This window comes from Streptomyces sp. NPDC046900, assembly GCF_040644975.1.
GTDB lineage: Bacteria > Actinomycetota > Actinomycetes > Streptomycetales > Streptomycetaceae > Streptomyces.
Genome location: NZ_JBEYXD010000142.1, coordinates 1 through 14,183, shown reverse-complemented (window position 1 = coordinate 14,183; position 14,183 = coordinate 1). Strand labels below are relative to the sequence as shown.

10 protein-coding genes and 1 pseudogene are annotated in these 14,183 nt (G+C 62.4%); 2 read left to right on the top strand and 9 right to left on the bottom strand.

The features are described from left to right. Positions 1–629: 629 nt before the first annotated feature. The 3 genes from ABZ904_RS48070 to ABZ904_RS48060 form a co-directional block, all read right to left on the bottom strand. Complete coding sequence (locus tag ABZ904_RS48070; protein WP_361830467.1) at positions 630–1,034, bottom strand: hypothetical protein; 405 nt, start codon at positions 1,032–1,034, stop codon at positions 630–632. 124 nt (positions 1,035–1,158) lie between these two features. After that, entirely contained in the window at positions 1,159–3,993 is a 2,835-nt protein-coding gene (locus ABZ904_RS48065) for a tetratricopeptide repeat protein (RefSeq protein ID WP_361830465.1), read from the bottom strand. A gap of 92 nt (positions 3,994–4,085) precedes the next feature. After that, complete coding sequence (locus ABZ904_RS48060; protein WP_361830463.1) at positions 4,086–4,508, bottom strand: hypothetical protein; 423 nt, start codon at positions 4,506–4,508, stop codon at positions 4,086–4,088. 379 nt (positions 4,509–4,887) lie between these two features. Between ABZ904_RS48060 and ABZ904_RS48055 the strand changes: the two genes are divergently transcribed. Beyond that, positions 4,888–5,799, top strand: coding sequence for a hypothetical protein (locus tag ABZ904_RS48055; protein ID WP_361830461.1), 912 nt, complete (start codon positions 4,888–4,890; stop codon positions 5,797–5,799). A gap of 765 nt (positions 5,800–6,564) precedes the next feature. Here the strand turns inward: ABZ904_RS48055 and ABZ904_RS48050 are convergent. The 4 genes from ABZ904_RS48050 to ABZ904_RS48035 form a co-directional block, all read right to left on the bottom strand. Beyond that, positions 6,565–7,191, bottom strand: a complete 627-nt coding sequence (locus ABZ904_RS48050; protein WP_361830459.1) for an SHOCT domain-containing protein — start codon at positions 7,189–7,191, stop codon at positions 6,565–6,567. 46 nt (positions 7,192–7,237) lie between these two features. Beyond that, positions 7,238–7,384 carry a hypothetical protein gene (locus ABZ904_RS48045; RefSeq protein WP_361830458.1) on the bottom strand — a complete coding sequence of 49 codons (147 nt, stop codon included), beginning with the start codon at positions 7,382–7,384 and terminating at the stop codon, positions 7,238–7,240. Between the two features lie 1,320 nt (positions 7,385–8,704). Next, positions 8,705–9,004: a hypothetical protein gene (locus ABZ904_RS48040; RefSeq protein ID WP_361830456.1), complete on the bottom strand. Its 300-nt coding sequence runs from the start codon at positions 9,002–9,004 to the stop codon at positions 8,705–8,707. Between the two features lie 175 nt (positions 9,005–9,179). Continuing rightward, positions 9,180–9,668, bottom strand: coding sequence for a GIY-YIG nuclease family protein (locus ABZ904_RS48035; protein WP_361830454.1), 489 nt, complete (start codon positions 9,666–9,668; stop codon positions 9,180–9,182). 395 nt (positions 9,669–10,063) lie between these two features. Here ABZ904_RS48035 and ABZ904_RS48030 point away from each other — a divergent pair. After that, a pseudogene (locus tag ABZ904_RS48030) lies at positions 10,064–10,240 on the top strand (IS5/IS1182 family transposase); the annotation flags it as partial. A gap of 101 nt (positions 10,241–10,341) precedes the next feature. Here the strand turns inward: ABZ904_RS48030 and ABZ904_RS48025 are convergent. Next, on the bottom strand, positions 10,342–10,941 hold the full coding sequence (locus ABZ904_RS48025) for an SLATT domain-containing protein (RefSeq protein WP_361830452.1): 600 nt from the start codon (positions 10,939–10,941) through the stop codon (positions 10,342–10,344). 6 nt (positions 10,942–10,947) lie between these two features. Beyond that, a complete protein-coding gene (locus ABZ904_RS48020) occupies positions 10,948–13,677 on the bottom strand; it encodes an ATP-binding protein (protein ID WP_361830450.1) in 2,730 nt (909 codons plus the stop codon). Positions 13,678–14,183 lie beyond the last annotated feature (506 nt).

Genomic DNA, 14,183 nt, shown 5'->3' with positions numbered 1-14,183 from the left:
GTTTCCGAACCGGTGAGCCAGGCAGTCACACTCCCAGGTGACCGCGCTGGACTGCCCGGCCATCGGCACGCAAGACTGCTGCACCAGGGCCTCCTGCTGCTCGGTGATTCGACACCAACGAGTTGTTCAGGAGGCCCTGTTCGTATGCGTCCAACGCCCCGCGACCACCCGATCGAGACTCCCGTTCGACGCGCATCTCTCAAGATCGAAAAGACAACAGCTTCTGATATTCCCCGCAGGGATGAGGCATGGGGACCGCTCGCAGTAAGACCTCCCGCTGACCAGAGCCGTTCAGGACGGGTGGGGGCGGTGGCGTCCACGGAACCTCCAGAGCAGAAGCTCACCACGCGCAGGATATTTGGTGACGTCGGCGCGTGGGGGCCCGGGTTCCAACGATGCACAGAAGCTCGCGCGGTGGCAAGAATTTCAAAGACCGTGAGCCGCAGGACGTCCACTAAACGCAGCCATCTCCTTCGAGGGTCTTCAACTCGTGCTCCAGGTTCGTAGAAATCTTCTTCAAGATGGAAGGCACGTAGACAAGGATGTCATTGAAACTAGAGCTGGCAGAAATACCCTCGCCGAGGTGACCGTGGTAGTGGTTGATGTACTTAGCTATGATCTCTCGTTCTTCAATGGGAAGGGCCTGAAACGGGTCGTGCTAGATAGTCGTGGGCGCTGGAAAGGTGGATGAACCGGCAGCCGAACTCATATACATTCCGGGTCCAACCGTTTAGGCGTTCAGCTACTTCAACCATGTCACGGTCTGTGACCGCCTTCATCTTCCCCTTGTCAGTCGGTATTTTCCAACGGTCGCCGGAGATAGACGAAGCCACAAGGTCAGCACGGAGCGCGCTCGGCTGCCTGAGGAGATAGATGACTCGTACCATCGAGTCGAGTTCTTGCCGCAAGATGCCGATTTCGATTGACGCCCAGCCCCGCTCCGCGGCTACTGTCATTGCTTCTTGGTGCTCGCGCGAACGCTCCCGAATCTGGCGGCAGAAGACATTGAGATCGTGGTTGGCTGCTGTCTCCACGCCGCGATGATACTCAAGGCCACCCTCTGTTCCGCGTGGTTTCCCTCAATCATCTGGAACGGACCTGGCATGACCTCTTCGTCCCGAACTCTCGGCTGGGGGGCATTAGGGTCTGATGGGCTGGTTAGTCGTTCGTCGACGGCTGCTGAGGGTCAGCTGCGGTCGTTGAGTTTGCTGTACTTCTCTGCTGTACAGCGTGGGCGGCTCGGTAGGCGCCTGCGAGGTTTCTGCGGCTTAGCAGGGTGTCGGGGTGGGCGTCACCGAGGATCTGCTCGCGGTGGGTGAGGGTGGCCTCGTACAGAGGGATGGCCCGAGCCAAATCCCCCGCCTCCTGGTAGGCACCTGCGAGGTTGTTGCGGCTGGCGAGGGTCTGGGGGTGGCTGTCGCCGAGGATCTGCTTGCTCTGGGTGAGGGTGGCCTCGTACAGAGGGATGGCCCGCTCAAGGTCTCCCGCCTCCAGGTAGACGTACGCGAGGTTGTTGCGACTCGCCAGGGCGTGGGGGTGGCTGTCGCCGAGGATCTGCTCGCTCTGGGTGAGGGTGGCCTCGTACAGACTGATGGCCCGCTCTAGGTTCCCCGCCTCCTGGTAGGCACCTGCGAGGTTGTTGCGGCTGACGAGGGTGCTGGGGTGGGTGTCGCCGAGGATCTGCTCGCAGTGGGTGAGGGTGGCCTCGTACAGGTTGATGGCCCGTGTCAGGCCCCCCGCCTTCTGGTAGGCACCTGCGAGGTGAATGCGGATGGCCAGAGTCTTGGGGTGGGTGTCGCCGAGGATCTGCTCGCATTGGGTGAGGGTGGCCTCGTAGAGGGCAATGGCCCGCTCCAGGTCCCCCGCCTCCAGGTAGACGTACGCGAGGTTGTTACGGCTCGCGAGGGTGTCAGGATGGGTATCGCCGAGGATCTGCTCGCGCTGGGTGAGGGTGGCCTCGTACAGGTTGATGGCCCGTCTCAGATGCCCCGCCGACTGGTAGGCACCTGCGAGGTGGTTGCGGCTGGCGAGGGTCTGGGGATGGGTGTCTCCGAGGATCTGCTCGTACTGGTTGAGGGTGGTCTCAAGCAGGTTGATGGCCCGTGTCAGGTCACCCGCCTCCAGGTAGGCGCAGGCGAGGTTGTGGCGACCATGCAGGGTGTCAGGGTGGGTGTCGCCGAGGATCTGCTCGCGCTGGGTGAGGGTGGCCTCGTACAGGGCAATGGCCCGCTCCAGGTCCCCCGCCTCCTGGTAGGCACCCGCGAGGTGACTGTGGTTGGCCAGGGTGTGGGGGTGGGTGTCGCCGAGGATCTGCTTGCACTGGGTGAGGGTGGCCTCGTACAGCCTGATGGCCCGCTCCAGGTCCCCCGCCTCCCGATAGGCGTACGCGAGATGAATGCGGCTGGCGAGGGTGTGGGGGTGGCTGTCGCCGAGGATCTGCTCGTACTGGGTGAGGGTGGCCTCGTACAGGTTGATGGCCCGTGTCAGGTGCCCCGCCTTCTGGTAGGCGCCTGCGAGGTGAATGCGACTGGCCAGAGTCTGGGGGTGGGTGTCGCCGAGGATCTGCTCGTACTGGGGGAGGGTGGCCTCGAACAGGGGGATGGCCCGTGCCAGATTCCCCGCCTCCAGGTAGGCGTAGGCGAGGTTGCCGCGGCTGGTCAGGGTGTGAGGGTGGGTGTCGCCGTGGACCTGCTCGCGCTGGCTGAGGGCGGCCTTCAGCAGGGGGATGGTGCGGGCGGTGTGGCCTTGCTGGTGGAGACGGTTGGCAGCTGTGGTGTACGCGTCGGTGAGGGCAGCGTTGTGGTGTCCCGGCGGGGTGGTAGCGGCGAGGGTAACCAGATGGGGGATGAGGGTGTCCCACTGACTGTCGGCGGTGGTGTCCTGGCCCAAGAGTGGGGGCAAACTATGGAGGACTGCTTGTTCGGCGCGGTCCCGTCCTTGCGGGTGCCGGGGTAGTTGGATGCCATCGGTAGGCCGGGGGGTGCGCAGAATGGCTTGTACCAGGCGGTGGACGGTGACGGTGGTGCCGTTGTCGCTGACCATGCTGTAGGCGGCCAGAGTGCCGATGGCTTCCGCGACGTCGTCCGGATCGCCGCCGGGCGGGGTGAGCATGGTGTGGGGGATGTCGTCGGGGGCGAGCCAGGCGGCGGTGTGCAGGACCTCCACGGCGAGGGGATAGTCCTCTTCCAAGGTACGTAGAGTGACGTTCCAGATGCGGGCGATGGTGCGTTCGGCGTCGATACCGTGGGCGGCCTTGCCGAATTTGGTGCTCAGACGTCGGCGGTAGGCAGCGAGGCTGATGCCGCGGTTCTGGGCGAGGTAGGCGCCGGCTTGTTTGATCGCTAGCGGGAAGTGCCCCAGGTCGGCGGTCAGGGCGCGAGCGTCGGCCTGCTGCCGTGGCGTGGGGGCGGTGTCCTTGAAGGCGAGACGGCACAGCAGCGTGGCCGCGTCATCGGCGCTGAGGTTGCCCAGGGTCAGCGTGGCGGCGCTGTCGGGCCAGCCTGTGGTGCGGCGGCTGGTGGCCAGGTGGTGCCCCTGGGGGAGCGCCCCGGTGTAGGGGGCGAGGTCGTCGGGGTTCTCGACGTTGTCGTAGACCAGCAGCCAGCCGGGATGCCAGGCCAGCCACTGCATTACCCACGCCACCTGCGCCGCGCGTGCTGCTGTGGCGGCCCAGCCAGGGGCCAGCGTATGCGTGAGGTTGGTGAGGGATGTCTGGATCTCATCGGGGGATGCGGCGTTAATCCACCAGATCAGTGTGTAATCGCCGCGGTAGCGGTGGGCATAGTGCAGGGCAAGGGTGCTCTTGCCGATCCCGCCCAAGCCGTGCACTGCCCCGCTTTGCGTGATCGCCCCATCCTGCTGGTTGGTCAGGATGCGACGCAGCCAGGTCAGTTCTTCCTCACGTCCGAGGCAGAGGGTGGCCGGGGGCAGGTTCGAGGTGCCTGGGGCTGCCGTGACCCTCTCCGGCACGTACAACGCGTCGACGGGCAGCACGTCCCCCGTGTATGCGGTAGCGATCTGCCCGGCCGCTATCGACCGTGGCCCGGTGGCCTCGAACCGTGGCCGGGAAGCAGCATCGTCCGTATTCATGGCCGTGGCGGGGTGTGACCGTCACCGGTGATCGCGGTGCCGATGTGCTGGGCGGCGATCGACCGCTCGCCGGATGCCGTGATGGTGACCGCGGCGGGGGCGGGCAGCATGCCGACCAGTTCTTTCCGCAGCTCGGGGTCGTCCTGCAACGCGCGCTTGAGCAGCTTGCTCAGCACGGCCGAGGTGTATGCGTCGTCCTGTTCGTCGGCGGCCTCGTCCACCACGCGTTCCATCTCGGCCCGGCCCGCGTCGTCCCGGCGTTGCCACACCGCCTGGAGAATGCGTTGCCCGAGGCCGACCGTGGCATCGGCGGCGGCGTCCTGGGCCCGCGTCAGCACCGACGCCCCGTAGGCACTCGCCGCGGCCGTCACGGCAGGGCTGGCCTGCTGCACCCACTGCGTGATCTCCGGACTGACCATGCCCAACCCCCGTCACAGACATGCCTGTTACCGGGACCTCCCCGGACGCTCGTGAACCAAAGCGTAGGCCCCCACACTCTCGTGTACGCGGGTGTGCGGGAAAGTCTGATGGGGGCACGGGAGCACGCGGCAAGCCCCCACCTTGGGAAGCTGGGTTCACTTGGGGCCAGTTCGGGCGCTGACCTGGGCGAACGAGTGGGCTGCAGCCACCCTGGAGTGGGCCGCTTTCACCGTGGTTCCCGCTAGGACGCAAGACATACAGAGGTCTTCGATGCGCATCGGGCCGTCCTCGCCGGACCAGGTGAGGAGCGCAGCAAGTAACCATCTAAGCAAGCGAGTTCTCCGTAAGATTACGCTTTAGGTCGTATGCTCCATCGTCATGGCGTTGCGAACGTTCGACTTGGCCCTGCTCTGTTGGATCTACGAGCAGGTAGATGGCCAGACAACCGTGATCGTTGACGCGGCGCCCTGGTGCGGGGAGATGGGTCAAGGCGAGGACGTTCTCCGCCTGGCCCTGGAGCAGCTTGAAGCAGAGCATTGCATCGACCGTGACGACAGCATGGCGGAGCTGGAGTGCTCCATGACCGTGACCGGCTTGGGCACGGTGTCCGAAGTTATAAAGCGCAGAACTGATGCAGCAGCACGAAGCAACTTCACTCGCACAGCGCTAGTGCGCTGGCTCTATCGCTACTACCTAAAGGGCCATACACCCGTCACGACGGAACTTTTCTGTCAGACGAGGTTGGCTTTCTACGCCGGTACTCCTCTAAGTCTCGGCGAAGTTGAGCGTGCGGCGCGGTACCTGATGGACAAGGGCCTCATCGTGGCATTGGATGAATTCGGTCCTCCGCTACGCAATCCCGAACTAACATCGCGCGGTATTGACTGCGCTGAAAAGGATCTCACGGTGTCTGAGTTTCTCGCGGCTGAGGACAGGTCGACCGGTCCTACCTTTCATGTGCACATGACCGACGCACAGGGGGTGATCATCGGAACACAGACAGGCTTCACTCAAAACAATACGGCTGGCCTCGATGTTGCTCAGTTGACCCACTTTGCGGGACTGGCACGTCAGAGTCTGCCTGCGCTCGCCCTTGGCGGTGAGGCTGAAGCTGCGGCCGCTGATCAGGCCGAGGCACTCCACGCTGAGGCGACCAGCGGAGCTCCGGATCGCGGTCGACTCCGCCGACTCGTGGACTCCCTATTGGCGAGCCTTGCTCCCGCCGCAGGCACGGCACTGGGACAGGTCGTCCTGGAAGCCGGCCACCAGGCTGTAGCGGCTCTGCAATGACTCCCCCTGAGTAGATCCAGGGGATACAGCGGAAGGTATTGGGTCGTGCCGCATGTCGGCACCGCGCTTCGGCGTGCAACAAGGTCGGTGGGTGAGGCGAGACCTGTCTTCTTGCCCTGGGTCTTGCCCAAGAAGTTGGCGACCTGCGTTTTCGCTGGTCCGGGCGGTGCCTCGCTGCGCCTGCGTAGGTGTCATTGGTCGTCGTTGGCCACTGTTGAGCAACCTCGCACGGCCCAGAGACGGCCCAGGACGCCAGGCCATCCGCCGCACCGCACCTTCTGATCCGCTGACCCGACCGCGCCCTGGCGGACGCACGCAACCAGCGGTTCACCCGCTGAGTTGACGACTTGACGCTGATCCAGAGGGGCGGTGCGAGGCGGGCGAGTGTGGGGGCGGCTCGCCCGGCGCGACGTGCTGCTCTACGCGAGGACGACGAGACCGCCCGCTGGTCCGTGGAGGCCCGCGACGGAGCCGTCGAGGGCAAGAGCCGCTGGTGGGATCTGGCATGCGAGCCCGACGCCACGCGCCTCGTTGAATGATCTGATGGCGGACCCCATACCCGGGCGAGGTGTGGCGCGAGCTGCCGACCCGTGAGTCATCCCAGGGCGTGGCTGAACCTGACGCTCACCTTGCGGCAGATCCGGTCGGTTGATCTTGCGGAGTAGAGTCGAACCACCTGCGCGAGAACCGGCGTCAGTACCACGCCAAGAGATTTGGATCATGCGCGTCGACCCGGGCCCGGGCACCGACTGGCCGCCTCAAGTGTCAGAGACGCTCGAGCAGCTCAGCCTTCTTCTCCGCGAACTCCTCGTCCGTGAGGATGCCAGCGTCGTGGAGCGACGCGAGCTTCGCGATCTGCTCGACAACATCCGGCTGAGCTGCGGCCTCGGCCGGTGCCCCACGCTTGCCTCGCTGGATCACCGAAGAAGCGAGGTCCAAGACCTTCTCGGTCACGCCAGGCTGCGCCGGGAGGGGCTCCGAAGACTCGGCCTGCGCGGAGGTATCAGTTACGACCTGCTGGCCCTCGAGCAATACGGAGAAGATCATGAACAGCTTCTCCGGCAACTCAATGATGGACTGATTGCCGTCGGCCCAGTTCACGCGGACGGTGTGCCCGGATTTCATGGCAGCCCCGAGGCCGGCACCGACGGCCTTACCGATCATCCCAGGCAGAGCAGCCTTCGCGGCAGCCTGGCCCATGACGCCGGCGACACCTTCTCTGGTCGAGAGTTCCTCCCACTCGAGCACGGTCTCGGCGTTGAGCTTGTGCCGCTTGAATGGGTTGCGTGGGTGCTGGATCGTGAGTCCGCCGTGGCCTGAGAGAACGCTGCCGCTCGCCAAGTGGCCGCCCACTACGCGTCCCTGGTTCGTCAGCGCCTGCAGAATCGCCATTCGCGAACCGTAGAGCAAGACTTCGGCCCGAATCAAGCCCAGAAGATCAGCCGGACGTCGTCGACGGGTCGAGAGGCTCAGGCGGGTCGTCGTATGACATCTGAGCCTCCTTGAAGACGAAGAACTGGTACGAGAGGCACAAGCCGAAGATCCGCATCGTCGGCGCCGTGACTCTGGCCGTGGGCTTGGCCATCTCGCCACGAGGCAGGACGGCGAGAGGTACGACGCCGAGGACATCGGGGATTCCGAGCCAGTCTCCGGCCGTGAAGCCACGGACGAGTCTCGTCAGTCCTCCCTTGACCCTGACCGCGACCCCTTCCGGCGGAGGCTCCCCGCCGGTCAGCAGGCCAGCGAGGCGGCCAAGGCGAGGTACAAGGAACTGACGGGCAACGACCTCCCTCCCGGTTACACCTTGGTTCGCCGGTGGTTCTACCTGAGCCCGGACGACGACCCCGGCGAAGCCGCAGCCTGAGCGTCTGAGGAAGGGCACCGCGGCCTGTCGCTCAGCCGAACGCCCCGACATCACCCAATCAAGTTCAGTAGCCGACTAGCCACGGCCTGCGGCCATGCGCTTAGAAGGCGCTCTGCGGGTTGAGTCCCATCCTTCCATTGACCTGCGTCTCTTCCCCAACTAGGTATTGCTTCAGAGGGATTTCGACACGGATTCGACAGGCACCCGCTTTCGGACCCCGCGACCTACTGGGTCTCCGCTACGGGAGGTCGCAGTACTGTGCACGGAGTGCGATCGTGCCGGCAGTACTCGGGTCTGCCACGGCGGCCAGTTGCTCTTTGAAGGTTTCCACGTCATCGCTCGAAGCAAACGGCGCTGCGTCCGCTGCGGTCTCCGCTTGAGTCTGTGCCCGCAACCCACCGTTGTTGTCCAACTCCTTTGCCGACTCACACACCGTCTCTCGGTTTGGCCTTCCCCCACCGGTCTCAATTCGGCATACCGAGTCAGAGACCATCTTGAGGTCCTGAGCCTGCTTCACGATCTTTCCAGCAGCTGTCAGCGCAGCGTCGCTGACAGACACAGCAGTCACAAGCAAGTCGCCCGACTTGGACAGCGCTTCGTCGGCTCTGACGGAGACCGCGCAGGCTGGGACGGTAGGCGAGGCAGAGGGCGACGGACTGGCCGCTGATGGGGATTTGGCCCTTGAGGGCGCGTGCCCAGGCGACGGTGCGGGCGAACAGCCTGCGATGCAAGTCGCAGTGAACAACGCGACTGTGACCAACCGACGCACGGATGCACTCCTGGGGGGAGGTGTGAAGATCGGCTGAGCATATGGCCAAGCAAGCTCGGGGGGAATGAGGTGAGGAGGATCGCTCGTGACCGAGGCGAGGTAGTAACAAACACCGCATCTTGCCTGACCGCTACCCCTGGGCGGAAACCCGTATGGCCTGGTCCCTCTGACCTAGGGTTTCGCTGCTGACGGCGGTGGCTCGACTGTCGTTGTCGGTCGCCGTTGAGTGCCCTCGGGCGCCCTCGCACGGCCCAGAGACGGCCCGGGAACGATCAATCAGGCAGCCGGATCTTGACCTGGTGGTTGTGCTGAGCGTGATCGACTACCTCACCCTCCACGTAGAGGCCGAGGACGGGCAGCTCCATCCCACGAGGCATGGCCGTTACCTCGGCCAGCGCCACCGCGCCCAGGACACCCTCTACACGGATGAAGACTCCGAACCTCTGGCGCCCGATGACCTCTCCCCTGACACGAGCTCCCACCGGCAGGGCAGCGACGGTCGCCTCCCAGTTCTGCCGAACCACCTCGGCGGCCGGCACGTTGGGACCCGAGGGCCACGCGTACTCATCCATAGAGAGATCATGACTGCCTGGACCCCCTCCTGACCTCCGCCTTACAAGTTCGCTCGCAGCGCGGTGCGGCGTGCAGGAACGGGGCCTAGTGGCCGCTCGCCGATCCGGCTGTGGCCGCTTCGGTGCACCAGCGTTCGCCGCCGTTGATGTCAGCTGGTGATGTCAGCCCGAAGGGCTATGCACTGACGGCCAACTCGCGTGCCCGCTGGCGGGCTTGGGACCTCACTTCCGTGAGCCGACCGTGGAACGAGTTGTGCCGGTTCTGGTCGAGGTTCAGAGGCAAGTCGAGTTGTGAGATGAGCTCCGACTCCATGGTCCACGGTTCGTCATGCACGATCCAGCACACTCGGGCGTTCTCCGCCATCCACTGACTGAGCTCGGCTTCCCCGGCTTTGCCGAAGGTCATGCGCTTCCCACTGCCTACGCGGCGCAGCTCAATCCCGAGCAGGCATCCGAGGGTGAGGCGAAGCGTTGATCCGGCCGCGTTGCCCCGGTAGTGATACCGCACGCGCTTGCGCAGGTTCTGCGTACTGGTCCGGTTCGCCATGTACCGCGGGGCTATACCGACGTAGAGCAGGCGCCCGGCCGCGAGGTCTGGACAGGGAGCCTCTTCGAAGTACCACCCGTAGACCCCGGCCGCCGCCGGCACCGGGCTGGGACTCAACAAGACCTCCTGCGCCGACCACAGCCGATCCGGTTCGGTGAGAGCAGCATGGACCACGGAGCCTCCAAGGCCGACAAAGGCTGTTGGCCGCAGGGTACTGGCTGACCACGTGACCCCTGGGGCAGACCGCCCACCACGGCTTTGTAAGGGCGGAGATGTGGGGTGGTCCTGGCGTTCAGGTCACACGAGCTCTAGCACCAGCCGAGGTCACTCGCGCATCTCGACTGCGGCGAACCGTCGTTGACCGTGGTTGACCGCACGATGTGGCACGACTGTGGCACGTTCGGAGCGACCAGGCGCCCGCCATGCCCCAGCGGCCTGGCTTAGCGAGTCCGCATCTCTTCCGTGACAAGCTGCCGGGTGTCGTCGCCGCGCTCGTTGCCGTCTACGCTCACGTCGTCATCGACCCGGAAACCCGGCTGGTCGTCGCCATCGGCCGGCTGCTGCCCCGCAACCGGAATGACTGCAAGGCATGACAGTTGTCCTGCGCGAAGGACGCAGTCAGTGAGACCACGGTGATAGCCAACGGTGGCTACGGCGGCGCAGGTCTGGTTATCCCGCACCGCCGCGACCTGGCCAGGCCCTCCTACCCTGGGCGGCCTTTAGACTCTGAGAGGGAATCACGGCAATCGGAGAAAGAAGCACACTTACAAGTTAGGGTGACGTCAAATCCTCAGGTGGCGATACTGCGTCCAGGCAGATCACCTACCATTGCGCGAACCCCTTCCAGGTTTTGATGAAACTCGCTCAGCCATTCGACGGTTTCGCCTTCCAGAGTCTCATGTAGATCAACCACAAGGCGAGTAATTATCTCTCTCGCTTCTTCGATCAAGATGGCTTCTTCTCTATGCTCCCCCCTCCAGTCGGCCATCAGCATGGACCACCTGACTTGACACCTTTTCAGCGAGGACAGGATTTTGGTCGCTGACACCATGTACCGACCCCAGGCGGACGAAAAGCCGAACCCCTTATCCAAGAGTAGAAGGCCGCCAGCAAGCCCCAGGACCACGTATCCGGACTCGGCGGGAATCGCCCCTCCGGACAGAATAGACACCGTGGGGGTAACAGTTCCAATCGTCAGGCCTGCGATTGATAGAACGCGAAGAACCTTAGAGGCCGTAGCCTTCCTTCTCTTTTCTTCCACGTACCATTGGTACGCTTTAAGGGACTCTTCTTCCATCCACCTGAAAAGCAGATTGTACGCATCGAGAATTGAATCTTGCGCCTCCGGCATCACGGGAGCCTTGCTGGCGGAAATGTTAATTTGCGCCATTTCCCTCTATTCACCTTCCTCGTGGCCGCCAGTCAAGACATCCCTTTCAAGTACAGCCATTGCCTTAAGTCGGATTCTTTTATCACCCACGTATCCCACTGTCTCGGCTCTCCGCTTACTCCTCTTACTTCTGTCGTATGTAGAGAAGACATCCACCTCATTTACTGACCATGCTTGCGCAATGGCTCTCAGAGCCAGACCGGTGACAGAGTTAGGTTCGATGAAGTAGCCATATGCTCCCTTAAAACTCCAACTGAACAACGCGTCATCCGCACCATAGCGGGATCCGACCAGGGCTGAACCCCGACCGCCACTTGCGAGAAGCACGTCGTCGCTCAGTCGGGGAATGGCACCTTCGTCCCCCGTATCCCTTGCGTCGTGGACGTAATTAATCCAGGCAGCATCCTGGAGAAAAACTATCCGATCCTTCGCGGCGCAAAATTCAAGGACGTCGAGGAAGGTCATTTTGCCTACAGACGACTCGGCTATATGCAATTCGCCTGTTTGGCCATGCAACTCGGCAATCAGCGACACGAGCGCCTCACGGGGTATTTCTTCGGATGAATTATCGAGAGTGAGTGCCTGTCGAGTTGCCCAGCTGCCAAAATCCGCAGGTTCCAACAGGGGCACCGCAATATCACGTGCCGCCCTAGTGGGCTTTCCAAGGACAATTCCGGCTGCGTGATCCATTGCGGCAGAAGAACGGACGCCACCTACGATAATTGGTGCACTGAAACTCGTACTGGTGCTGTACCGTGGTCCGTCATCCGCGTCTTCTTCAGAATCGTATTTTACGATTGAACGCGAGATAGCCAGTCTGGCCATAACATCGCCTTCGCGCGTAGTTATGGCCATAAGAGGCCCATTCAAGACCTTCTTCAGTTCCTCAAGCTCAGCTGGCTCGTGATCGACATAGAGGCGATCGATGAGTTGCTCGTCATCGACTGTCTTCCAGTCGTCGGCTCCTACAACGAGACTTCTTGTACCGTCCTGAAAGACATAAAGGTCCACATCGAGCGCTGGACACAACCAGCCGCAGACCTCCGCGAAGGTTCGTAGCGAGCGATCCCCCGAATCAGATCTGCCAACGCTTAGGATCTCGTTCACGTTAGCCTTCAAGAGCACTTGTACCTCAGTGCCGCCCGTGGCCAGCCGCTCACCAGCGTCCGCAGTCCGCAGCATCGGCCTCCGCGAGATCCCATCCTTGAATTCCAGAACGAAAGTATCATCCGCTGATGCGTCGTAACGCCGGGACACTACTTTGACTGCATCCCCGATCATGAAGACGGAGAAGAATCCGATGCCGAATTGGCCCGCAGGTCGGAACCCGGAGGAAATAAGTCCGGGTAGGTCTCGCCGCGCCTCGACCGAATCCCAGTAGGAGGTACCGAAATTTAGCAGTGCGCCTGCAAGAACATCCTTCGACATTCCGATTCCGGTATCACGTACCGACAGCCAGGTTCCATCTTTAGATTCTTTCAAGGCTGTTGTTACGTCACCGAATATCTCCCACGGTGACGCGCCTGTTTCCTCAAGCATAGTTTTCTTGGCGCGAACCGCATCGGCAGCGTTGGTGATCAATTCTCGAATGGCAACATGTGGGTTGCCGCCGTAGAGTTCCTTCCCTCCGAGTCGGGTGACCAGGGAGACCACATCGGTGACCTTCAACCGGGCATCGATGGGGTGCCACCCTTCTGTGGTGATGTTTCTGGATATCTCTTCGAGGTCCCTGATGCCTGCCACGGACCGAGCCTGTATCCGCTTGCGCCCTGAATCAGAGAGGATGCTGTCGACGGCCGATAGCTCGTGATCGAGTGCCGACAGGCTTTCATAGCACAACCACCATGATTCGGATTGCTCTCTCGTGAATGGACTGAGGCTAGTGTAGAAAAGGCGATCCTCCTTAATGTGGGGTTTCTGAAGTTTATCCTGAAATACCCAATGCGCTTCAGATTCAGCGCTGGGCTTTCGCACGGCCCGCAAAAGTCCAGGAGCCCTCCGGGAATCCAGATGTGCAGCGTCTGCGCACCTCAAAATGCACGCAAGCACCAGTGGGTCAACCTGCCAAGAATCCGGCATACTCGCCCTGGCGCCGATTCGGACATCAAACTCCTGGCGCAGCGCCTTGGAGGGCCACCAATGGCTTGCGGCAATTCTTCCCGCAAGGTGGCCATACTGGGTGCGTAGTTCGATATCTTCGATCAGGTAATAGGACTGGCCAGACGTGTGATCAGGGTAAGCTGACTGGGGGAGTGTTGCAGCGTATTCCGCATGGGTTTCTCTGAGGAACCTCGGGATAGCGCGCTCCCGGACTTGCGCGGCTGCCTCAGTCAAAGATCCGGGCGATGGATACACTCCGTGCAATGCACGGTATTCCGCGGCAACGACGTCCCGCCATCGAGGGCTCTCTGACAGCGCCTCCAATCCACCGGGAATGGCAGCAAGTCCATTGGCGAGGTCATGTACGAGGAAGGAGATTCCCAGCACATAGAGCTCGGCTGGATTTAAAATATATTCTTCTCCACATATGAGGTCGGCATACCCCCATAGAGCATCGATGTGTGAGATGTCATGCTGAGTCAGGTCGGGGAAATCTCGGTTTATTTCAGCGGCTATTAAAAGTGCGTGCTCTCGGCTCCTAATGAACTGTTCGGCCAGTCTTCTCGCTTCCTGTTTTGCCCTGTCCCCTTCGAACGCCTCGAAAGTACGCCAGAGGTTCGTATCTTGGTACGACATTTTTTTGAGCCTCCCCCGACTGCTCACATGACAGTGATCGCTGCAGGCTACTGGACCTACGCGCGCCGTGTGGTGGCATTGGAAAAGCAACACCCTGCTCCACTTGCAGGGAGTGTCTGATTTTTTCTGAATGCTACAGTTTGAGGGCTAAGGTGACTCTCTCCGCCAAGGTCAGGCGGCCTGTGTCAGGGTGCTTCGGGCAGCCGGAGTACTACCTAGGGGCTCGAAGTACGCCACGATGCGACCATGGATCAACGATGGGCTGCCGTCGTTGCCGCGGCTGTATGGGGAGCAAGGGTAGGAGCAGAAAAGGCGGCTCTTGCGTCGAGACAGCAGGCAGCCGATCAAGCTTTCACCCGCAGTCTTTCTTAACCCACCACTCTCCCCAGCGCCCATCCCGTCTGCCGTCGACCTCGATTCGTCTGTGGTCTGACGTTGCCGCCGTGAACGGCTGGGTGCCCGATATATCCCTTGCCGTGCGGGGACGGGTCGTCGCATGCGCTGCG

Coding starts and splice junctions, on each gene's coding strand:
- ABZ904_RS48060 (WP_361830463.1), bottom strand. CDS start 4,508: ATGGTCAGTCCGGAGATCACGCAGTGGGTGCAGCAGGCCAGCCCTGCC.
- ABZ904_RS48055 (WP_361830461.1), top strand. CDS start 4,888: ATGGCGTTGCGAACGTTCGACTTGGCCCTGCTCTGTTGGATCTACGAG.
- ABZ904_RS48050 (WP_361830459.1), bottom strand. CDS start 7,191: ATGGCGATTCTGCAGGCGCTGACGAACCAGGGACGCGTAGTGGGCGGC.
- ABZ904_RS48045 (WP_361830458.1), bottom strand. CDS start 7,384: ATGGCCAAGCCCACGGCCAGAGTCACGGCGCCGACGATGCGGATCTTC.
- ABZ904_RS48040 (WP_361830456.1), bottom strand. CDS start 9,004: ATGGATGAGTACGCGTGGCCCTCGGGTCCCAACGTGCCGGCCGCCGAG.
- ABZ904_RS48025 (WP_361830452.1), bottom strand. CDS start 10,941: ATGGCGCAAATTAACATTTCCGCCAGCAAGGCTCCCGTGATGCCGGAG.
- ABZ904_RS48020 (WP_361830450.1), bottom strand. CDS start 13,677: ATGTCGTACCAAGATACGAACCTCTGGCGTACTTTCGAGGCGTTCGAA.